The sequence below is a fragment of the Rhizobium terrae genome (assembly GCF_003425685.1).
GTDB classification, from domain to species: domain Bacteria; phylum Pseudomonadota; class Alphaproteobacteria; order Rhizobiales; family Rhizobiaceae; genus Neorhizobium; species Neorhizobium terrae.
This window is the reverse complement of sequence record NZ_QJKM01000015.1, coordinates 181,104-199,775: the sequence shown is the minus strand read 5'-3', so window position 1 is coordinate 199,775 and position 18,672 is coordinate 181,104. Positions and strand designations below refer to the sequence as shown.

The window sequence follows — 18,672 nt, the reverse complement described above, 5'->3', positions numbered from 1 at the left end:
GAAAAGCGCCGCTCCGGCCTTCTGCAGAAGGCCGGAGCGGCGCTTGAAACCAACGAAACGACAAACCAGTGAAAGGGGTCAATTCCTGATGTCGGCAAAGGGGTCAATTCCTCGTGTCGCTTGACAGAAATACGCCACACAGGCGCGCCAGAGGTCGCCAGGGGACGTGAACAAAGGTGGGCGACCATGCTTCCCTCGCATCCTCCAGAATTCGTTTCCTTGAGGCGCTGGCACTATCTTTCCTCCTGCTGCGGTTCGTCCTGAAATTGCGACGTTGGTAGTTCTGGGTGCAGCTCGGCCGGCGATTCCTCCGCCATCCACCATGCGCAAAACGCATGCCGAACCTTTCTCATGCCGGGCCAATCATTGCATCGTGTCGTTGGCCGCGTGGATGGGCCGATGCTTGCGCTCTCTCATCCCCTCGATGAACTTGACGCCGATCCCGACATACCATTCACAGACGTTGTGGACGTCGTGGAGATGCGCCGGGTCTCCGAGGGTGTGAAACGACTGCTCCCGGATCGACCGCCCGATGTTGATGAAGGCAAGAGCATCGTCGAGGGATTCGCAGGGGGTTTCTTCCAGCACGTTCAGCGCCTTCATGAGGCCGTCATGAACATCAAGCCCGTAGACCCGGCTGCAATGCAGGAGGTTATCTATCGACTGCTGGATAAACGTGGCCGTATATTTGTGTTCCTCGGCATTTGCTGTCATTGTCACGCACCTTCTGCTGAAAACGTGAAGCCATGAGCCCCGGACCTGTTATCGACCACGATCCCCGCGAGCGCCGCCGCAAAAAGGACGAGATGCCCTATCTCTTCCCGCTCGGCTTCGTCGTCATTGCCCTGATGTGGGCCTGGTATTTCGTTTATCAGTCTCCGCATTGGGTGTCCGTTGGTCTTGGCTTCGTTTCGGGTGGAATGATGATGGCCTGGGCCGCCGACAAGTTCGGCGACCGGCCATACAAGGACCTATTTACCGACGAGCGCCCGCCCGAATGACGGGGCGACCTCCGCGCTCTCAATCCCCAAGATACGATTGAGGATGGAGCGGAATATCGGGTTGTTCGGGTCTATGTTCCTCCCGGCCTGATTTCCGAGATAGGCCTGCACCGGCGTCGACATCAGCATTGCCCCCGCCAGTCGCGGCGCAGCATAACCAGCCGCGGCACCGCCAAGCATCGTCATCGGATCGCCGCCAGAGGCATATCCTGCGCCACCCGCACCGAGAAGACTGGTGACACCGGAGCCAAGGGCCTGAGCCTTCAGACGGCCCGCGGTGCCGGAATTCGGCATCGGCTGCATTGTCGCAACGCCGGATCGAGCAAGCTCGGCAAAATCGCCATCGCCCCTGGCATAGTTCCGACGGCCGTGGCCCGTCACTGTGGCCTGTCGCAGGGCCTGCGGTGAGATGATGCCGTTTGCGGCGTTCTCTCCCGCACTGGTGCCAGCACGTTCCAAAACGAGCATGTTTCGATACTGGTTTCGGACCTCGCGCCAGCGGCCAACATCAGCCGGGTTGTTCATGGCGATGTTACGTTCCATCGCATCGTCGAGATTGTTCCGGATGCCATAGAGCGCCTGCTGAAGCTGTGGATCATTTCCGGAGCTTCGAGCTGCCCTGTCGAGACGGGACCGCATTGCCTGATAGGCCGCGCCGTCGAGAGGTCCCTGGTTCAGAGCGTTGGCGATGTCCATGATCGAGTCTTGCACAACGGGGGCACGCGCGGACGGGGGGACCATGCTGACGTAATCCCGCGCCGTTGACAGGAGGTCGTGTTCGAGCTGCTGATCGGGAAGCAGGCGATTGCGTGCCGCAAGCCCGTCGAACTCGTTGCCGATCCGGGTGAATGCGTCATCCATGACTTCAGGCGTTGCGCGCCGGGCATCGATCCCGGCGCGGCGAAGAGCAGCGGCAGTATATTCTTCGCCCTGGTTCTCGATGACGTCTTGCGCCCGACCGCCCCCAAGCTCGCTTTCGGCATAACGCAGCTTATTGCTGCCGGTGCGCTGACCTGCGGTAAGACCGACGCCCTCATTCCGGAGATAATCGGCAGCCAATCGCCGTTCCTCGCTCGTCAGGAATGGGGACACAACACGACGGGCGGCGGAACTAACGCCAGCGACGGCGACCGGTGCTGCCATGCCAAGAACTCCTCCGCCAACCGCGCCATAACCCGCGTTTTCGAGGCGGTTACCTGGCTGTGCATCGCCAGCACCCTGCACAGCACCGAGGACCGCGCCATCGACGGTAGAGGCTGCAGCGACACGAGGAAGGGATTGCCCGGCCGCGATAGCCCGTCCCGCCAGCGACGGACCGGCAACCATGGTAGCACCGGCCGCAGGCGCAGCACCGGCTGCTGTCAGTGCTGTGCCGGCGATTTCGCCCACGGTGGATGCGACAGGGTTCTGTTCGCGCGTCGCGTTCTTCTGGGCCTCATATCCCTTCCGAGCATTTTCGTAGTCACCCAGATATCCGAACCCCGTCGCCAGCCCGGCCAGGACCTCGTCATCCCATCCCAGCAGCGGGGCCTGGCCGATACCGTTGGCCCCAGCATCCAAGGTCTTCGCAATAGGGCCGAGCGGGTTCCAGTCGCCAGCGTAGATACCGCTCGAATATCGGTCATCCCGGTCCTTCATCGCCTGCGATTTTGCCGGATCGAACCCGACCTTGGCATTGAACTCTTCCCGCGGCATATCGCTGTAGAACTTGCGGTGAAGCGCATCCGCAAGCTGGTCGTCGCTCATGTCGCTGTACTGCGGGAACTTCGTCCGCACATCCTGCATCGTCGGCATCAGCGTAATCCTAGTGGGTCGGCATTACCCGCACCGGCCGGAGGCGGCACCGGCGGGACATTCGCCCCATTCGGCAGGTTCTGTTGGGCCTTCGCGATACCCTGTCGAACGATGGTCTCATATGCGTCAAGAGCGGCGTTGAACCCCTCCTCGGAAGCGGAGGTGTCGAGCCTATTAAGTGCCTTCGTCGCTGCGTCGCCTTCAGCGTTCGAGAGCGCCCCCAGACCGCGAAGCTGTTGGATCGCCGTCAAGAACGCGCCGCTCTTCGCTTGATCGACTTTTCGCTGAAAATCAAAGCCGCCCGTGCCACGGATCATATTCCCGTACGAAGAGAAGCCGGTACCGCGAGACTTATAAGGGTCCTTCCGAATGTCTTCGATCAAGCCGAGGGCGTTTACACCAGCCTGGTAATCACCGGGTGCGCTGGCCTGGCGTTCGGCTGCGGTCTTGCCCTCGACCTCACCGCCTGCCTTCTCGGAAGCAGCCTGCCGGTTGTTCTTTGGCTCGCGGGCAAGGATTTCTCCTCCGGGGCCGACGGTCAGGAGTTCGGTCCCGGTGTCGACGGTCCGCGTGTTTGGGGCGAACCTGTTGCCCTCGCCGATGTTGATCTCCTTGAAGCCGCCCCTGCTGCCGATTTGGCCATATCCGAAGGAGCCGTCCTGCCGCTGGAATGGCACCGGATTGCCGTAGAATGTCTCAGGTTCGCCAGTGGTCGCCTTCCGCTCAAGCGCCTCAATCTGAGCTTGCTTGTAACGGCGCTCCAAAGCTTTGGTTGGGTCATTGGCGTCCTGATACTGCTTCAGCAGATACAGCGCCATAGCCCGGTCCTGCTCCGTGGCGGCTGGATTCTTGAGCATTTCGATTACCGCCGGGTTCAGCGCTCCCGGTCCTTCCGAAGGCGCCTGCGGGCGCGGTGGGTAATAACCTTGGCCATTCTGTGCTACCTGCACCGTAGGCTGTTGTTGCGGCGGCGGCGTCACGCTCGGCACGAAGGGCGAAGGCGAAATGTTCGGTTGGCTGGCCATGAAGGGCGCTGTCGCGATCTCCCTGGAGGGCAGCGGAGGAAGCTGTGTTCCTGGTTCGCTTCTCGGGAGAAATGCCTGCGGTTCGATTCCGAATGGGCTTTGTGGTTCGCCGGCCGCGACCGGCGTCTGACCAAGCACCTGTTCTCTGATCTGATTGAGTAAGTCGGGATCGATCGGCGTGCGGGCATGTGCAGATCCATTCTGCGAGGGCAGAGCTGCCACCTTCTGCTCATCGTCAAGGAATGGGTGGCTCTGGATGTCCTGCTCGGTTACTCCGCCGAAGTTTGGCGCCGACACGCGCGGGTCACGATAGGGAGCGCTATCCCCGCCCAACGGCTGGCCTGAAGGAGGAGCAATGGCGTCGATCGCGTCGGCGCCAGACATGCCCGCGGTGGGATCTAGACTTGCGACCTGTGTTGGGCGCCGCTCAAGGTTTGCGTTGTAGGCGCTAACGAACCGGCTGGTGTTCGTTCCTGCCTCGATGCCTCCGGGGAGACTTGTCCACGTGGTGTTCAGCACTCGGCCAACGTTGGCAATCGCCTCAGGGTCGTCAGACTGCAGAACCGTATCCAAGTCTTGACCGGTCTTCCGATGGTAGGTTTCGCGCGCCAGGTTCCATGCCGCCTCGTCTTGGCTGGCCGGTGAAAAATCCGTCAGCCCGAGCTTTTTGGCCTGATCGTCCCAGGTGCTGCCGATGAACTGATATTTTCCGGCGGCGCTCGATGTCTTGCCAACGTTCGGGCCGGATCGGATGGGAATAGCCTGCCGAGGATGATCAGAATAATCACGGAACCTCGAACCGCCGTAGATGACGTCGTAATTGCCGTTGCTTTCTGGCCCGGCGATGGTTTCGAGAAGAGCTGTCGCATATGGCGGCAAGCCGTTGTCACCATATGCGACCGGCGACGAGCTAGTGAGCTTGATATTACCGTTCGCATCGACCTTCGGCATGGCCGAAGCCGTATAATCGGGAGGAGTGGTGGACAACCCCTGTGGGCTCCTGGTCCTCTCCTGAGGGAAAACCGGCTGACCATACGAAAGGCCGCCCGTCAAGCTGCTGTAAAGCTGATCACGGAGCTTATCGCGCTCGTCGTTGTATTTGCCGAGTTGCTTGTCCGTCTGCCAGTTATCGATGCCAACGGCAGCACCCTGGAGGAGCGCGCCGATCCCCTCTTTCACATTTCTGGGCTGCGCTCCCATGATGCGTTTGGCGAGAAGGTCGGTTCGACGCCGGCGCTCCTGTAGTTGGTCGTACGTAAGACCTGTCCCTGCACCGAAAAGAAATCCTGGAAGAGCCATCAGAACAAACCTGCTTTAGGGCCGAAGCCGAAGACGTTTGCAATCCGCGCCCCGAAGGACGGCGCGGCGCCACCGGGTGCCGTTGGAAACTGGTTCTCCGGCTTGTCCATGAAATTTCGCAGGCCCATGCCGGCACCGGCAACCATCTGACCGACGCCGCCAGCAACGGATGTCGCAGGCGTCCCCATGATCTGCTTGGCGAGCTGGTTGCGCATTTCGTTGTGCCGCTGATCCGGTGTCTGCTGTTGCCCCATATAAGCATATTGCGAATAGGGGCTCGGCGCTCCGGTGGGCATTCCCGGCAGACCCGGCATCGGCGGGAATGGATATCCGTTGTTCAAGCTGCTGTTCCTTCAATGGTAAGGTCACCGGGTCGAAAGACGCCCGGAAACTGCTCGCCGGATGCCTTCAGTTTTTCCGCAGCAGCGGTGATAACGAATTCGTTGACGCTCATGCCGCTTCGATTGGCGGCAGAAAAAAGGGTCGACCGGAAACCGGCCGTGATCTTTCCACCAGTCAGCATCAAAGCGACGGAGTGTTGCTCAGAGTTTCCAATTTGCGAGGTACCAGACATGGATTATCTCCCAGATGCAAAGCACTAAAATCCCACGTCTCCGGTGACCCTGGAATTGGGCATAGTTAGGCATGTGTTTGCATCAGGCGCCCAATGACACGGCTGCGACTCGTGGTATGCAGGGCCGATCACTGCCGCGAGTTGCTTCATGGACGTTTCTCAGGAAAGACTTAATGATCTGGTTGCCGCGCCATCAGAGAGTTTGAATGTTGAACTCAAACGGTGGATCGACCCTTTCTCGCTTCATGGGCAGGCCAAGATTGCGATAGGCTGTATGGCACTTCGTAATCGCAATGGCGGCTACATGGTAATTGGGATCGACGACACTACACTCGCCCCTGATGAGTCAAATCGTCCCTCGAACGTCACCGAGCTTTTCCATCCGGACGTCATTCAGCAGATCGTGTCTCAATTCGCTTCCGATCTTTTTGAGGTAAAAGTGCTTTTCGCCCATAGGGACGGCGCGCTTTTCCCTGTCTTCGCCGTTGAGGAGGGCGTGCGCGTTCCCGTGGCGGCCAAGCGGGAGCTGATGGACGGGAAGAGGCATCTCATACGCCAGGACGCCGTTTATTTCCGTACTCTCAGGTCCAGCGGAATTGTAAGTTCATCTGCAGCCACACATGGTGATTGGCGCGATATTCTCGATATTTGCTTTGAGAATCGGGAAGCGGATATTGGTCGTTTCCTACGGCGCCATTTAGGGCCAGATAACGCAATTCTGAGCGACTTGAACAAAGGCGATCCACAACCCGCGTTTCGCCGACGAGTTGAGGGAGTTCTTGCTCATGGAGATGTACGTCGGCGTTTGGCTTTCGAAAGCCCCGAATTTAGCGAACAAGCCGCTAGATATTCATCGTCGGGGGCATGGTCTGTTGCTCTCGCATTTGACCCGCCTCGCCAAGCGGACGACTCTGACCGAGAGTTCCTGCGAAAAATGGCTTCGGCAAATCCTCAATATACTGGGTGGCCGGTATGGTTGGATTCCAGTGGGCTCGATCCTGAGAATAGGCCGCGCAAGAAGGAAGGCGCATGGGAGTCTGTGATCCTCTCCGACAGGAAAGTCTGGATTGATCACGCAGAATTTCAGTGGGTACACGCGCGAGGCGAATTCTACCTGTGGCGCGTTTATCAAGACGATCTGAGTGAGAAGGTCGAGCCTGGGACGGCGCTTGACCTCGGATTACTTGCGTATCGCTTCGCGGAAGCGATAGCGGTGGGCCTCGCCTTCGCGAAGGCTTACGACGTGCCTCCGGGCACTCAGCTAGGCTTTCTATTTCGGGCGGAAAATCTATCTGGACGACAGGCTAGGACATGGGCGAATCCGGAGCGATATATTCCGGTGCGAGGCCGAGCTTATGATGACGAAATTCAAGGCTATACCGTTCTAGATTCCGACACGCCGGTGAATGCTATCGCACCTTATCTCCAGCAGGCAATGGCACCGATTGCAGGTGCTTTCGATGGCTCTGAAATCTCTTCGTCGATATTGGAATACTACGTGGGGCGACTAGTATCTCGCACGATGTAAACGAGGCATAATGTATGGTGAAAAAACTGAGAACCTTTAAACGCTGGACTACGCCGCAGACATTCGAGCCTCTAATTCGGATTCGCGAAGACAAAAAACCTGGCTTCTCAACATCCGACAAAGTGGCGACCGCCGCGGCACTGTTGAGCCTTTTCGCTATTGGGCTGTCAATTTACACCTTGCTGCAGGCACCTAAGGCCCGTGAACAGGACCATGAGATTCAACACCTGCAGGGCCTAGAGCAAAAGCTTTACGAGGCCGAGATTCAAAATGGAGAATTCCTTTGCCTCTATCCGGGGCCGCATGTTGGGAAAATGAAGTGCACCGATGACGATAAGCGTATCGGTAGGCTGAACGCAGGCTATCTCTTCCTTACGCAAGATTTTGCTAAAGCAGTACGTGCCTATCGGGAGAAGTGGTGCGATCTGGGAGAAGATATCTTCCAGGTCCGTGACTGTGAATTGTACTCTGAATTTCTAGATGAATTCGAGAAAGGTCCCGCCAAGGCCATCACTGAAGCCGGCGAATGATCGTTCCGCCATCCTGTTTGCCGGTCAAGGGTTCCGGGTAATGCCTCATCACTCGACGTTCAGGGATCAAGCCCAAGGAAATCGAATATTTCGACAACCGCAGGATGATGACGGTTTCCTGCTCTGAGCAGTTCCAAAGCTTCGAACCTCCCTTGTATTACCATCTCTAGGCCAGGGGATGAGAATTCCAGAGGAGAGTTCCGTCCCACTTGGCGAGCTATGCCGAATTCCTTTCCCCAACGCCGGAGAGTCGAATCGCTTCTGCGGGCATGGTCGGCTGCGCGCTTTATGCTGAGCACCTCGCCCGGTCGCATTAGCACACATTTGGGTTTTTCAATATTCATGAATGATCGATAGCCTCGGTCGTGCCGATGATATTTTCCTCGAGCCATGCCAGATATCGATCGAGCGTCGGCCCGACGTCCTCACCGGTACAAAGGCGATAGGCTTCGCGGGTCGGTTGGTGGGACATCGCCCATTCGACGGACGCTAGCCGACGCTCCTCGTCAGTAGAGGTCGCGATAAGCGGCATTCTCGCTACCGGTCTGCCCGTCATTTTGACCTCCAGCCGACAGCGACGAGAAACCGGCCTTGATCATCTTCGGAGGCGGCATTCCAAGCTTGGATCAGCTTCTCATAGGTCGTTGGCCCGGCGCGGTTCGTGATCATTTTTGCTGCGGCATTCAGACTCAATTCGCCGCTTTCGATCCGCGACACGAGATCCGGGCGAAGACGGGTGATTTTCCGCGCCGTGTAGATCGAGCGTTCGGAGACGTTCATAAGGCGAGCAGCATCTTTCACGGTCATCTGCAAATTTGCAGGTTGATCACTCATAAGCCTTTGCCTCCCGCGATCTCGCCGAATGCCCAATCGCCGCGGTCTTCAGCTTTTGACAGCGGCTGACCTTCGTGGCGATCGATCCACCGCCAGGCTTCGCCATTGGTCGTGAAAGGCCCGGCCGAATTCAGTTCGCCGCGTTGGTCAATCCAGCTTACCCACCACGTGCCGCTGATTTCCTTGGGGGTCATGACCAGTCCTCCCGAACCTTCTGCAGCGCGGCAATCATCATGTCGAGATTGCCCTTACCCATGATGGTGATCGTCTGCTCGCTGCTGCCGTAGTCCTCCTGGCTGATGTGCACGGTATCGTCCCAAGCCTCGACTGTGATGTAGTCCTGATGTGGAACGACGGTTATCTTCTCCGGGCGCTCGCTCATGCCACTTTCCTTTCACGACGGAACTCGGGCTTGATGACCTTCGCGGGCTCCGGGTAGCGTGGATCAACATCAGGCATGTTGCGCACGATAATGGGCGTGAGGTCGATGATCTCTGCCGAGGGGCGATTGGCGGCCCAAACGAATAGATCAAGCTGATCCTTTTTCATGCTGCCAGCCTCCGCAGAGCTTCAGGGGTCATCTTCCGCTCGCGCAGTAGGCGAAGCGCGTCACGGTGCTTTGTCGGATCTGGGATGTTGAGCCTGATCCATATCCCGAAGTCACATTCCTCTGTCGGGATGGTCTCTCGCGGATACGTATCCTCTCTACCGTCAGAGCAAGAACCTTTTTTCAGAGGTTCATCTTCAAAGGTTCTCTTCATAGGTTTACCCGCCAAATTTGTCGGGTCATGATCCGCCATTTCTGTCGGGTCATGACTACGCACCGTTGTCGGGTCACTTTGGGAGTGATCCGCCAAATTTGTCGGGTCACTTTGCATTGAAAGTCGCTGTTGGCGTTCCTCCATCCTCATGTCGCGAAGTTGGTCAGCGTAATCCAAGATGGCGTGGATCTTCTCGCACGGCACTCTTAGGGTATAAAAATTCGTGGCCGTTTTTCCCCGGCGCGTAACAGATAGCCAGCCAGATTCAGCGATCTTCGGGATGGTCCGTTCAATGGTGCGAACGCTGATGCCGAGCTCATCGGCGAGGAATTGATGTCCCGGATCGCAGCGGCCAGTATCGAAATTGACGCACTCAAGGATGTGCAAAAGGATCGTTTTTGCGGTCCTGTTCATGAGGGAATCGCGATCACGCCGGACCCATGAAGCAAACTCAGCCTTTGCCGCTGTGAACTCCATTCGCAGGCGCCGATAGTCCTCCTGCAACTCCTTCGGCCATTCGTCCTTTTGCTTCAGCCGAGCGGCAATGTCGCCCGGGAGCAGAGGGATCGAATAAAATCCATCCGCTGCTTTCATCCATACGCCCTCCGCAGCATCCTGAATCGCTGTGCTATCGCGCAGGCCTCAGTCGCCTCCAGGCTCGACAGATCGAACCGGCGCCGCAGTTCGGGAATGATCGGTTGCGACGGTGTTTGCTCGTCAGCGAGCCAAATAGCGGCCTGCTCGACCGCGGCGGAGTGGGAGTGCTCGGGAGGGGCAGGCGTGCTCATGCAGCCTCCATGAAGAAGGCGATCAGCTTGCCACGCTCTGCGACCCATCGGCCGCCAACCTTCTTTGCAGGCAGTTCGCCTTTTTCAAGCAGGTGAAAGGTGATGCGCGGACTGCGACCAATGATCTTTGCGATCTCTTCGCCGCCCCATACCAATTCCATTTCGACTTTCTCCGTCATAAAAGCTCCTTATGAACCACGAGTAAACCACGGTGATCACGTAACCACCGTGGTGACTTGCTGTCAACACCACGGTGGTGCTATGTGGTGAGAAAACTGTGACGGGGGCGTCGATGGGCCGTGAAGATCCGCAACTGAAGTTGCGATTGACGGAAGAAATGAAGGCAAAGATCACCGATGCAGCCAAAGCAAACGGCCGATCTGTGAATGCGGAGATCGTCGCTCGCTTGGAAGCTTATGAGAGCGGGGGTGACGTCGCTCAAGATTGGAAGCGGCGGTTCGAAGAAGAGCACGACGCGTATGTCAGAATGGAGCGCCTTTACGACGGCACTTTCGACATTGCGATGAACTACCGGAACATACTTGCGACGGTAAAAGGTCAGCTTCTGCAATACGTCGGGATGGTGAAGTCGCTGGCCAGCATCATAACGAATCTCGACGGCCCTCCGGCTCCGGATCTGATCAACGTTGCGGAGCGGATGGAAGCGGCCGCTGCCGATACGAAAGAGCGGCTCTCAGAGGAATCGAACCTGGATAAGGCACGTCAGGAGATGAGGGAGCTGGAGGCCACGATTGCAAAGGCCGATGATCTCTTGAAGGAGAGTAAGTAGCTTATGTCAGTCCGCAAGCGGGAATGGACCACCCCCAAGGGCGTTGAGAAGTCCGCCTGGGTCGTCGACTACACCGACACGACCGGCAAGCGGAGACTGAAGACGTTTCGGCTAAAGAAGGAAGCTGATCAGTTTGCCGCAACTGCCTCTGTCGAAGTGCGGGAAGGCGTTCATGTCGCCGACAGCGCCAGCGCCACCGTAGAGGCCGCCGGAAAGCTCTGGATTGCCAGTTGCCGGGCTTCGAAATTGGAGCGATCGTCCATCGACCAGTACGAACGCCATCTGCGCCTGCACATCGTTCCCTTCATCGGGCAGACCAAACTCTCCTCGATATCGATCGCCAAGGTGCGGGCGTTCGAGGACGCTCTGAGGGACGCCGGCCGAACGCTAATCATGATCAAGAAGGTTCTGGTGAGCCTTGGGACGCTGATCGCCGACGCGCAGGAGCGTGGCCTAGTTGCCCGGAATGTCGTCCGCGATCTGAAAGGCAGAAGAGGATCAGGAGAAAAACGGCAGGAGAAGCGGCAGAAGGGCCGCCTGAAGGTGGGCGTGGATATTCCGACACGGGAAGAGGCGAAAGCACTCGTGAACGTGCTGCAGGGCCGTCACCGCCCTCTATTTCTCACCGCGATATTCTGCGGCCTGCGGTCGTCGGAGTTGCGCGGGTTACGCTGGCAGGATGTCGATTTCACAAAGAACGAGATCAGGGTCCATCAGCGGGCCGATCGCTATAACGACATCGGCAAGCCAAAGTCGATCGCCGGCGAGCGCTCATTGCCTGCGCCGCCGATGGTGATGAATGCCCTTAGGGAATGGAAACTGATCTGCCCGAAAAGAGACACCGGCAAGAAGGATGCGGCCGGGGAAAAGACCATGGTGCTTGATCTCGTCTTCCCCACTGGCGCAGGGAACGTGGAGACGCTGAACAACTATCTCCGCCGCGGCCTCCACCCAGCTTGGATCGCGGCCGGCGTGACGATCGATACAGGAGAGGTGGACAAGAAAGGGAAACCGATCCTCGATGCGAAATACAAGGGCCTGCACGCGCTGCGGCACTTCTATGCGTCGTGGTGCATCAACCGGCGTAAAGACGGGGGCCTGGAACTACCGCCGAAAGTAGTGCAGGAGCGGCTTGGCCACAGCACCATAGCCATGACCATGGACGTCTATGGGCACTTGTTCCCGAGAGGCGATGGCGCTGACGAAATGGCTGAAGCCGAGCGCGCGTTTCTCGCGTGACTGCAACATGGATGCGACATAGAACGCTAGAAGCCTTGCAGAAAAGGGATCTGTAGCAGTTTCCTAATCCTGAGGCCGATGGTTCGAATCCATCTGGGATCACCATTCCATTCACCGCATGGCTGCCGATCTCTCAGGTATCCGTCCACGGCGCCGGACCGCGCGCACGACGCCGCGCCGCATGGCGCCGAAGAACACGGCGACCAGCCAGCCGCAGAAAAGACCGCTCGCCGCCCAGACGAGGCCCGCGAAATCCACCGGAACCGCTGGAACGAAATCTCGCCAGGCATTGGCGAACGTCGTCGAATCGGGATTTCGCATCACCACGAACGGCTTGGTGAACGGCGGCGCCAGCGTCAGCGCCCGCTGTTGCTCGGCCAGCGCTTCGTAGCGGCCGAAGGTGCGCCGCATCGCCTCGCCCCGATTACGCAGGAATCTTTCCGATGAAGCCGAATAAATGTTGAGCGCTTCCTGCCTGTCGAGACCGTTGTGATTGGCCTGAGCGTCGAATTCCGAGATCAGGATTTTCAACTCGTCGAGTGCGCCTCCGATCCGCTGGCGGTATTGCTGCGCGAATTCCGGAGCCTGCGAAAAGAAGATCCCGCCCATGAGCGCCAACGCCATCGTAAGCATTCTTCCGAGCATGAGCATAAGAGCACCGGTCGTTGATTTGCGATTGAAACGGGGGATGCGGCCAAAGGTTGCCTCCCCCTCCCCCTGTGGACATCTCCTGCTTCTATAAGCAGTCAGATTGCGTTCAGGTTTTGGAAACCATAACAGGAAAGCTGCCGCTTTCAGGGGGCGGATCTTTTCCGGGGGATATTCAAGACAATGACATGGCATGTCTTTAAATGGGCTGCACTCGGCGTGCTGGCCTTGGGTGTTGCCGGCTGCACGACCACCGAAGAGGCCAACAAGGCGATCCAGTCCAAGTGGATAGGCCAGCCGGTGGACTCCTTCTTTACCTATTACGGCCCACCCGTCTCGTCCTTCCCGCTGAATGATGGCGGCACGATCTATACCTGGGTCGGCGGACAGACGACGCGCCACATTCCGGCACAATACCAGACCATTCCCGCCAATGATGCGAACAAGGTTACCCGCACCACGACCGAGACGCACAGGAACGCCGACGGCAGCACGACCACGACGACGCGCTCCTCCTCGTTCGGCGTCGGCCAGCCGCCGGTGACCCGCATGGTTTCTCCCGCCCGTTCCGAAGATCTCTTCTGCGAGCTGCAGATCACCACGGGACCGGACAAGGTCATCCGCATGCTGCGCGCCACCAACGACACCGATGGCGAAGGCCTGAGCTTCTCGCGCTGCGCCGAAGTCATGGGCGTCAAGAAGTAAGCTGGCGACGCCGGCTTGCGCAATTGCGTTGCACGGATGACGGACTGAAGGACTTTAGCTGCCTCAGCGCGGCCGGACATGTTCCATGCGGAAGCCGAGCCCGATGAGCCTGCCTGCGAGATGCGCAAGCAGAGGAAAACGTGCGATGCCGCGGATGAAGGCGGGCGGGCCTTTGCGCTTCTCCTGGTCCGCCTGGTCGGCCCGGCGGCTGCTGCGCATCATCAATTGCAGTTTCTGAGTGGCTTTGGTGGGGAAGTTGCGGCGTCTTTCGACGGCGGCGAGATCCTCATCGGCAAGTTTGCCTTCGCGAAGCGGCGCCGAGAGAATATTGGCGGCCGCCACCGCATCCTGGATGGCGAGATTGACACCGACCCCGCCGATCGGCGACATGGCATGCGCCGCATCGCCGATGCAGATCAGACCCGGCCGCCACCATTGTTTCAGACGATCGATACGCACGGTCAGCAGGCTTGTATCGTCGAAGGAGCGAACCTCCCGCATGCGCTCCGCCGGCAGCGGCGACACTTCGACCACCATCTGCCGGAAGGTTTCCACGCCCTTTTCACGGATGTCGGCAAACGTCGTCCGGCGGATCACATAGCCGCATTGCCAGTAGTCGCCGCGATCGATCAGTACGAAACCCTGGCGCGGGCCGGCATGCCCCATCACCTCGTGCGGATCGCCCGGCTGTTTCGACAGCTTCATCCAGACGACCTCGCTCGGGACACCGAAGTTCTCGACGACGAGCCCGGCCTTCTCCCGCACGACGGAGCTGCGGCCGTCCGCCCCGACGACGAGCTTCGAACGGATAAACAGATCGCCGTCCGTAGTCTCGATGGCAAGGCCGGTCACCAAGCCCTGCTGTTCCAGGATATCTTTTACCTTTGCGTTCATGATCAGCCGAAAGTTCGGATATCGCGCTGCTCGGTCCGCCAGGAAATTCAGGAAATCCCATTGCGGCATGAAGGCGATGAAGCGGTTCTTCACCGGCAGGCGGGAAAAATCGGCCATGGTGATCGTCTTCCCGCCCATCTCGGCCGTCAATTTCGGCGCCCGGGTGTGCGGCAGTTTCAGGAATTCGTCGATCAGGCCAAGCTCGGACATCACTTCAAGCGTCGAAGGGTGGATCGTATCGCCGCGAAAATCACGCAGGAAATCGCCGTGCTTCTCGACCACCACGACATCGACGCCCGCCCGGGCCAGCAACAGGCCGAGCATCAGCCCGGCGGGCCCGGCGCCGGCAATCATGCATGTCGTCTCGATGGCTTTCGGTTCACTCATCGCCTTTTTTCGCCCGCACGGCTGAAAGGATCAAGCTGCACTTGGTCGCACCCGGCCTGAAATCAAGCCCGCTCTTGTGACCGGCACCGTTCGCTTGTAGACCAAAACCAGCTTTGTGAAACGGAAGATACCATGGCCGAAACCGGCAAACGTCGCATCAGCGTTCTCGGCTCGACCGGCTCGATCGGCGTCAACACACTCGATGTGGTGAACCAGCTTGGTGGCCGCGATGCCTTCGAGGTCGTCGCGATCACCGGCAACGCAAATGTCGCCCTGCTGGCCGAACAGGCAAAGACGAGCGGTGCCAAACTGGCCGTCACCGCCGACGACGCCCATTATGGCTCATTGAAGGAGGCGCTCTCCGGCACCGGCATCGAGGTTGCCGCCGGCAGGCAGGCTCTGATCGAGGCTGGCGCGCGCGATGCCGACCTCGTCATGGCCGCGATCGTCGGCACGGCCGGACTTGCCCCGACGCTCGCTGCGGCAAAGCGCGGCGCCGACATCGCGCTCGCCAACAAGGAATGCCTGGTTTCCGCCGGCGAGCTCTTCGTCAAGGCGGTCGCAAAAGGCGGCGGAAGGCTGATCCCGGTCGACAGCGAGCACAGCGCCATCTTTCAGTCGCTGGAGGACGACCAGCATCACGCCGTCGAGCGCATCGTGCTGACCGCTTCCGGCGGCCCGTTCCGTACCTGGACCCGCGAGCAGATGGCCGGGGTCACGGCGGATATCGCCCGTGCCCATCCCAACTGGTCGATGGGCCTCAAGATCTCGATCGGCAGCGCCTCGATGTTCAACAAGGCGCTGGAAATGATCGAGGCGAAGCACCTCTTCGACGTGGCACCCGATCAGATCGAGGTCATCGTCCACCCGCAGTCGATCATTCATTCGATGGTCGGATATCGGGACGGCTCGGTGCTGGCGCAGCTCGGCTCACCGGACATGCGCACCGCGATCGGTTATGCGCTCACCTATCCGAACCGGTCGAAGCTCGACGTCCAGCGGCTCGACTTCGCCAAGCTGGCACGGCTGGATTTCGAGGCGCCTGACGAAATGCGCTTCCCCGCATTGAGGCTCGCCCGCACGGCCCTCGAACGGGGCGGCGTGCAGGGCGCCGTGATGAACGCGGCCGAGGAGATTTCTTTTCACGCCTTCTGCGCCGGCCGCATCGGCTTCCTCAACATGGCCGACATTGCCGAACAGGTCATGGACGACATGGCGGGATATGGCGTAGCGATGACGATGGACGAGGTATTTGCGGCCGATGCGGAGGCACGGCGGCGGGCGGACGAGATCATTGCGAAGAAGGAAATGGCTGCTTAGAGCGGCATCAGTCCCTATCCGCCCGCGTAAAATCCCCTCACTTGCAATTTCCAACACGTAGCTGAAGCTAAGGTGTTGAAATCGCTTTCTCTCCCGCAAGGGGAGATAGAGATGCGGCGCTCTCGGCAAGCTACCTCTCCCCTGTGGGAGAGGCTTTGGAGTGGTGGCTGAAGGCCAGAAATCAATGAAATTGATTTCAACGAACAAAGGCCTAAGCGCGTACCCGCGCGCAGGCAATCACGATCTTAGCTTCAGCTAAGTCATAGATTTAGTTGGTGAGGGGGTAGCTTTGTTCGCGAGATCCAATCAAGCCACATGCCGGGCCAGCGCACAGCGCGACCAGAGCTGATGCAGCGAACCCACCAGATGCTCGATATCGGCATCCGAGTGCAGCGGCGTCGGCGTGATACGCAGGCGTTCGGTCTTACGCGGCACGGTCGGATAGTTGATCGGCTGCACGTAAACGTCGCAGGTGTCGAGCAGGATATCGGAGATCCACTTGCATTTCGCCGCATCGCCGACCATGACAGGCACGATATGGCTCGGATTGTGCATATGGGGAATGCCTTGCTGGTCGAGCATCGTGCGCAGCTTTCTGACGCGATCCTGATGACGGACGCGTTCGAAGGGACTGGCCTTCAGGTGCCGGATGGAGGCGATCGCACCGGCGGCGAGCGCCGGCGGCAGAGCCGTCGTAAAGATGAAGCCCGACGCAAAAGACCGAACGAAATCACAGAGTGCCGCGGAGGCGGCGATGTAACCGCCCATCACGCCGAACGCCTTGCCGAGCGTGCCTTCGATGACCGTGATACGGTCCATCAGGCCTTCGCGTTCGGCAATGCCGCCGCCGCGCGGACCGTACATGCCGACCGCATGGACTTCGTCGAGATAGGTCATCGCACAGTATTTGTCGGCGAGATCACAGATGTCCTTGATCGGCGCGATATCGCCATCCATCGAATAGACGCTCTCGAAGGCGATCAGCTTCGGCGCATTCGGATCGGCGGCGGCGAGCTTCGCCTCGAGGTCGTTGAGGTCGTTGTGCTTCCAGATCACCCGCTCGCACTTGGCGTAACGAATACCCTCGATCATCGATGCATGATTGAGGGCATCGGAGAAGATGATGAGGCCGGGGATCTTCTGGCCGAGCGTGCCGAGCGACGCCCAGTTCGACATGTAGCCGGAATTGAAGATCAGCGCCGCTTCCTTGCCGTGCAGGTCCGCAAGTTCCTGCTCCAGGACCACGTGGTAGTGGGTCGTGCCAGAAATATTCCGGGTGCCTCCCGCACCCGCGCCACAGTGATCGATGGCTTCCTTCATCGCCTCGATCACGGCAGGGTGCTGGCCCATGCCAAGGTAGTCGTTCGAACACCATACTGTCACGTCGCGCGGACCATCGGGAGTATGGCGGGTGGCGCGCGGGAAATTGCCGCGATGCCGCTCGAGATCGGCGAACACCCGGTAACGGCCTTCATTGTGAAGCCCATCCAGTTCGCTCTTGAAAAATGCCTCGAAATCCATGCTCACACTCCAGAAACCGCTTTGGTTTTGGTTTCAGTCGCGCCTTCCGTCAACCCCGGATCAGCCGATTAGAACCATCCTGCGGCAAAAGGCCCGCTTTTTTTGAATTATTCCAATAAAAACCTAAGCGATATCGAAAATGTGAGAATTGATTTGCGTCAAGAGGCGAAAAGAAGTGCCTTTCGACACCTCCTTCCGCCTCGTTTTCAAAGGGTTACGATTCGCTCAGCCTGCGGATGCGACCGCCCGCCTGGCCATGACCTTCACCAGATTGGCGCGGTATTCCGCATTGGCATGCAGGTCTGACATGAGGCCGGACGAATCAACCGTGATGTTCGACAGCGCATCCGCCGACCAATTTCCCGCCAATGCCTGTTCGAAGCCGGAATGGCGGAAGACGCCGCTGGAACCGGCGCCGGTCACCGCGACGCGCACGCCGCCTGCCGTCTTCGCCACGAACACGCCGGTCATCGCGAATCGCGAGGCGGGGTTGTTGAACTTGGCATAGCCCGCCTTTTCCGGAGCCTCGAAGGTGACGGCCGTCACCATCTCGCCTTCCGCCAGCGCGGTTTCGAACAGGCCGGTGAAGAAGTCGTCCGCCGAAATCGAGCGCCGGTCGGTAACGACGGTCGCACCGAGCCCAAGTACGCCGGCCGGGTAGTCGGCAGCCGGGTCGTTGTTGGCGATCGAACCGCCGATCGTGCCCATGTGACGCACATGCGGATCGCCGATATGGCCGGCAAGCTGGCAAAGCGCCGGGCAGATGGCGGCAAGCTCCCGCGAGGCGGCGACGTCCGCATGCGGCGTGGCGGCGCCGATCGTCACCTTACGGCCTTCGATCCTGACCCCGCGCAACGACGGGATATGGCGAAGGTCGATCAAGTCGCTCGGTGCAGCAAGCCGCTGCTTCATGGTCGAGATCAGCGTCATGCCGCCCGAAAGATACTTGCCCTCGTCATGTGCCGACTTGAGTTTGACGGCGTCCTCGACGGAGGAAGCGCGATGGTAGCTGGTTGCGTACATATCTTTTCCTC

23 protein-coding genes and 1 pseudogene are annotated in these 18,672 nt (G+C 59.2%); 8 read left to right on the top strand and 16 right to left on the bottom strand.

Annotated elements, in window-relative coordinates:
* Positions 1 to 72 (top strand): annotated as a pseudogene (locus DMO26_RS35195) (ATP-binding protein); the annotation flags it as partial.
* Positions 73 to 363: 291 nt separating this feature from the next.
* Here the strand turns inward: DMO26_RS35195 and DMO26_RS25700 are convergent.
* Positions 364 to 714 (bottom strand): hypothetical protein, encoded by a 351-nt coding sequence (locus DMO26_RS25700; RefSeq protein WP_117195131.1) that lies wholly within the window; start codon positions 712 to 714, stop codon positions 364 to 366.
* Positions 715 to 746: 32 nt separating this feature from the next.
* On the opposite strand from DMO26_RS25700, the gene DMO26_RS25695 reads away from it, so the two are divergent.
* On the top strand, positions 747 to 1,001 hold the full coding sequence (locus tag DMO26_RS25695) for a hypothetical protein (protein ID WP_117195129.1): 255 nt from the start codon (positions 747 to 749) through the stop codon (positions 999 to 1,001).
* Here the strand turns inward: DMO26_RS25695 and DMO26_RS25690 are convergent.
* Genes DMO26_RS25690 through DMO26_RS25675 form a run of 4 tightly spaced genes read right to left on the bottom strand, consistent with a single transcriptional unit; the run spans position 972 to position 5,693 of the window.
* Positions 972 to 2,795, bottom strand: a complete 1,824-nt coding sequence (locus DMO26_RS25690) for a hypothetical protein (protein WP_117195127.1) — start codon at positions 2,793 to 2,795, stop codon at positions 972 to 974. The genes DMO26_RS25695 and DMO26_RS25690 overlap by 30 nt on opposite strands.
* Positions 2,795 to 5,119, bottom strand: a complete 2,325-nt coding sequence (locus DMO26_RS25685) for a glycoside hydrolase family 24 protein (RefSeq protein ID WP_117195125.1) — start codon at positions 5,117 to 5,119, stop codon at positions 2,795 to 2,797. The genes DMO26_RS25690 and DMO26_RS25685 overlap by 1 nt, the downstream gene beginning before the upstream one ends.
* Positions 5,119 to 5,460: a hypothetical protein gene (locus tag DMO26_RS25680; RefSeq protein WP_117195123.1), complete on the bottom strand. Its 342-nt coding sequence runs from the start codon at positions 5,458 to 5,460 to the stop codon at positions 5,119 to 5,121. Before DMO26_RS25680 ends, DMO26_RS25685 begins: the two co-directional genes overlap by 1 nt.
* Positions 5,457 to 5,693, bottom strand: coding sequence for a hypothetical protein (locus DMO26_RS25675; protein WP_117195121.1), 237 nt, complete (start codon positions 5,691 to 5,693; stop codon positions 5,457 to 5,459). The genes DMO26_RS25680 and DMO26_RS25675 overlap by 4 nt, the downstream gene beginning before the upstream one ends.
* Before the next feature lie 148 nt (positions 5,694 to 5,841).
* On the opposite strand from DMO26_RS25675, the gene DMO26_RS25670 reads away from it, so the two are divergent.
* Together DMO26_RS25670 and DMO26_RS25665 are read left to right on the top strand one after the other, a co-directional pair.
* Entirely contained in the window at positions 5,842 to 7,221 is a 1,380-nt protein-coding gene (locus DMO26_RS25670; RefSeq protein ID WP_117195119.1) for an AlbA family DNA-binding domain-containing protein, read from the top strand.
* Positions 7,222 to 7,235: 14 nt separating this feature from the next.
* Positions 7,236 to 7,751: a hypothetical protein gene (locus DMO26_RS25665; RefSeq protein ID WP_117195117.1), complete on the top strand. Its 516-nt coding sequence runs from the start codon at positions 7,236 to 7,238 to the stop codon at positions 7,749 to 7,751.
* Positions 7,752 to 8,091: 340 nt separating this feature from the next.
* Here DMO26_RS25665 and DMO26_RS25660 read toward each other — a convergent pair whose 3' ends face one another.
* The 7 genes from DMO26_RS25660 to DMO26_RS25630 form a co-directional block, all read right to left on the bottom strand.
* Complete coding sequence (locus DMO26_RS25660) at positions 8,092 to 8,307, bottom strand: hypothetical protein (RefSeq protein ID WP_226951419.1); 216 nt, start codon at positions 8,305 to 8,307, stop codon at positions 8,092 to 8,094.
* Entirely contained in the window at positions 8,304 to 8,585 is a 282-nt protein-coding gene (locus DMO26_RS25655) for a hypothetical protein (RefSeq protein ID WP_117195113.1), read from the bottom strand. The genes DMO26_RS25660 and DMO26_RS25655 overlap by 4 nt, the downstream gene beginning before the upstream one ends.
* Entirely contained in the window at positions 8,582 to 8,779 is a 198-nt protein-coding gene (locus DMO26_RS25650) for a hypothetical protein (RefSeq protein ID WP_117195111.1), read from the bottom strand. Before DMO26_RS25650 ends, DMO26_RS25655 begins: the two co-directional genes overlap by 4 nt.
* Positions 8,776 to 8,967 (bottom strand): hypothetical protein, encoded by a 192-nt coding sequence (locus DMO26_RS25645; protein ID WP_117195109.1) that lies wholly within the window; start codon positions 8,965 to 8,967, stop codon positions 8,776 to 8,778. The genes DMO26_RS25650 and DMO26_RS25645 overlap by 4 nt, the downstream gene beginning before the upstream one ends.
* Complete coding sequence (locus tag DMO26_RS33860) at positions 8,964 to 9,134, bottom strand: hypothetical protein (protein ID WP_162895058.1); 171 nt, start codon at positions 9,132 to 9,134, stop codon at positions 8,964 to 8,966. The genes DMO26_RS25645 and DMO26_RS33860 overlap by 4 nt, the downstream gene beginning before the upstream one ends.
* Positions 9,131 to 9,940: a helix-turn-helix domain-containing protein gene (locus DMO26_RS25640; RefSeq protein WP_117195107.1), complete on the bottom strand. Its 810-nt coding sequence runs from the start codon at positions 9,938 to 9,940 to the stop codon at positions 9,131 to 9,133. The genes DMO26_RS33860 and DMO26_RS25640 overlap by 4 nt, the downstream gene beginning before the upstream one ends.
* A gap of 190 nt (positions 9,941 to 10,130) precedes the next feature.
* Positions 10,131 to 10,313: a DNA-binding protein gene (locus DMO26_RS25630; RefSeq protein ID WP_117195103.1), complete on the bottom strand. Its 183-nt coding sequence runs from the start codon at positions 10,311 to 10,313 to the stop codon at positions 10,131 to 10,133.
* 113 nt (positions 10,314 to 10,426) lie between these two features.
* On the opposite strand from DMO26_RS25630, the gene DMO26_RS25625 reads away from it, so the two are divergent.
* Positions 10,427 to 10,924 carry an Arc family DNA-binding protein gene (locus DMO26_RS25625; RefSeq protein ID WP_117195101.1) on the top strand — a complete coding sequence of 166 codons (498 nt, stop codon included), beginning with the start codon at positions 10,427 to 10,429 and terminating at the stop codon, positions 10,922 to 10,924.
* A 3-nt stretch (positions 10,925 to 10,927) separates the two neighbouring features.
* A complete protein-coding gene (locus tag DMO26_RS25620) occupies positions 10,928 to 12,163 on the top strand; it encodes a tyrosine-type recombinase/integrase (RefSeq protein ID WP_117195099.1) in 1,236 nt (411 codons plus the stop codon).
* A 111-nt stretch (positions 12,164 to 12,274) separates the two neighbouring features.
* Here the strand turns inward: DMO26_RS25620 and DMO26_RS25615 are convergent, their stop codons facing one another.
* The gene (locus DMO26_RS25615; RefSeq protein WP_117195097.1) at positions 12,275 to 12,814 is read right to left on the bottom strand and encodes a DUF2937 family protein; all 540 of its coding nucleotides are present in this window, start codon (positions 12,812 to 12,814) and stop codon (positions 12,275 to 12,277) included.
* 180 nt (positions 12,815 to 12,994) lie between these two features.
* Here DMO26_RS25615 and DMO26_RS25610 point away from each other — a divergent pair, with 180 nt between their 5' ends.
* Entirely contained in the window at positions 12,995 to 13,516 is a 522-nt protein-coding gene (locus tag DMO26_RS25610; protein WP_117195095.1) for a hypothetical protein, read from the top strand.
* Positions 13,517 to 13,579: 63 nt separating this feature from the next.
* Here DMO26_RS25610 and DMO26_RS25605 read toward each other — a convergent pair whose 3' ends face one another.
* On the bottom strand, positions 13,580 to 14,797 hold the full coding sequence (locus DMO26_RS25605; protein ID WP_117195093.1) for an FAD-dependent oxidoreductase: 1,218 nt from the start codon (positions 14,795 to 14,797) through the stop codon (positions 13,580 to 13,582).
* A 132-nt stretch (positions 14,798 to 14,929) separates the two neighbouring features.
* On the opposite strand from DMO26_RS25605, the gene dxr reads away from it, so the two are divergent.
* Positions 14,930 to 16,117: a 1-deoxy-D-xylulose-5-phosphate reductoisomerase gene (gene dxr, locus DMO26_RS25600; RefSeq protein WP_117195091.1), complete on the top strand. Its 1,188-nt coding sequence runs from the start codon at positions 14,930 to 14,932 to the stop codon at positions 16,115 to 16,117.
* A gap of 306 nt (positions 16,118 to 16,423) precedes the next feature.
* Here dxr and hemA read toward each other — a convergent pair whose 3' ends face one another.
* Both hemA and DMO26_RS25590 read right to left on the bottom strand, forming a co-directional pair.
* Positions 16,424 to 17,638, bottom strand: a complete 1,215-nt coding sequence (gene hemA / locus DMO26_RS25595) for a 5-aminolevulinate synthase (RefSeq protein ID WP_117195089.1) — start codon at positions 17,636 to 17,638, stop codon at positions 16,424 to 16,426.
* Between the two features lie 225 nt (positions 17,639 to 17,863).
* Positions 17,864 to 18,661 (bottom strand): FAD binding domain-containing protein, encoded by a 798-nt coding sequence (locus tag DMO26_RS25590; RefSeq protein WP_117195087.1) that lies wholly within the window; start codon positions 18,659 to 18,661, stop codon positions 17,864 to 17,866.
* Positions 18,662 to 18,672 lie beyond the last annotated feature (11 nt).

Excerpts from the sequence above, each read along its gene's own strand:
- DMO26_RS25690 (WP_117195127.1), bottom strand. The coding sequence starts at position 2,795 with ATGCCGACGATGCAGGATGTGCGGACGAAGTTCCCGCAGTACAGCGAC.
- DMO26_RS25590 (WP_117195087.1), bottom strand. The coding sequence starts at position 18,661 with ATGTACGCAACCAGCTACCATCGCGCTTCCTCCGTCGAGGACGCCGTC.
- DMO26_RS25665 (WP_117195117.1), top strand. The coding sequence starts at position 7,236 with ATGGTGAAAAAACTGAGAACCTTTAAACGCTGGACTACGCCGCAGACA.
- DMO26_RS25670 (WP_117195119.1), top strand. The coding sequence starts at position 5,842 with ATGGACGTTTCTCAGGAAAGACTTAATGATCTGGTTGCCGCGCCATCA.
- DMO26_RS25655 (WP_117195113.1), bottom strand. The coding sequence starts at position 8,585 with ATGAGTGATCAACCTGCAAATTTGCAGATGACCGTGAAAGATGCTGCT.
- DMO26_RS25605 (WP_117195093.1), bottom strand. The coding sequence starts at position 14,797 with ATGAGTGAACCGAAAGCCATCGAGACGACATGCATGATTGCCGGCGCC.
- DMO26_RS25615 (WP_117195097.1), bottom strand. The coding sequence starts at position 12,814 with ATGCTCATGCTCGGAAGAATGCTTACGATGGCGTTGGCGCTCATGGGC.
- DMO26_RS25650 (WP_117195111.1), bottom strand. The coding sequence starts at position 8,779 with ATGACCCCCAAGGAAATCAGCGGCACGTGGTGGGTAAGCTGGATTGAC.
- DMO26_RS33860 (WP_162895058.1), bottom strand. The coding sequence starts at position 9,134 with ATGAAAAAGGATCAGCTTGATCTATTCGTTTGGGCCGCCAATCGCCCC.
- DMO26_RS25630 (WP_117195103.1), bottom strand. The coding sequence starts at position 10,313 with ATGACGGAGAAAGTCGAAATGGAATTGGTATGGGGCGGCGAAGAGATC.
- hemA (WP_117195089.1), bottom strand. The coding sequence starts at position 17,638 with ATGGATTTCGAGGCATTTTTCAAGAGCGAACTGGATGGGCTTCACAAT.
- DMO26_RS25675 (WP_117195121.1), bottom strand. The coding sequence starts at position 5,693 with ATGTCTGGTACCTCGCAAATTGGAAACTCTGAGCAACACTCCGTCGCT.
- DMO26_RS25640 (WP_117195107.1), bottom strand. The coding sequence starts at position 9,940 with ATGAAAGCAGCGGATGGATTTTATTCGATCCCTCTGCTCCCGGGCGAC.
- dxr (WP_117195091.1), top strand. The coding sequence starts at position 14,930 with ATGGCCGAAACCGGCAAACGTCGCATCAGCGTTCTCGGCTCGACCGGC.
- DMO26_RS25685 (WP_117195125.1), bottom strand. The coding sequence starts at position 5,119 with ATGGCTCTTCCAGGATTTCTTTTCGGTGCAGGGACAGGTCTTACGTAC.
- DMO26_RS25695 (WP_117195129.1), top strand. The coding sequence starts at position 747 with ATGAGCCCCGGACCTGTTATCGACCACGATCCCCGCGAGCGCCGCCGC.
- DMO26_RS25610 (WP_117195095.1), top strand. The coding sequence starts at position 12,995 with ATGACATGGCATGTCTTTAAATGGGCTGCACTCGGCGTGCTGGCCTTG.
- DMO26_RS25620 (WP_117195099.1), top strand. The coding sequence starts at position 10,928 with ATGTCAGTCCGCAAGCGGGAATGGACCACCCCCAAGGGCGTTGAGAAG.
- DMO26_RS25700 (WP_117195131.1), bottom strand. The coding sequence starts at position 714 with ATGACAGCAAATGCCGAGGAACACAAATATACGGCCACGTTTATCCAG.
- DMO26_RS25660 (WP_226951419.1), bottom strand. The coding sequence starts at position 8,307 with ATGACGGGCAGACCGGTAGCGAGAATGCCGCTTATCGCGACCTCTACT.
- DMO26_RS25645 (WP_117195109.1), bottom strand. The coding sequence starts at position 8,967 with ATGAGCGAGCGCCCGGAGAAGATAACCGTCGTTCCACATCAGGACTAC.
- DMO26_RS25625 (WP_117195101.1), top strand. The coding sequence starts at position 10,427 with ATGGGCCGTGAAGATCCGCAACTGAAGTTGCGATTGACGGAAGAAATG.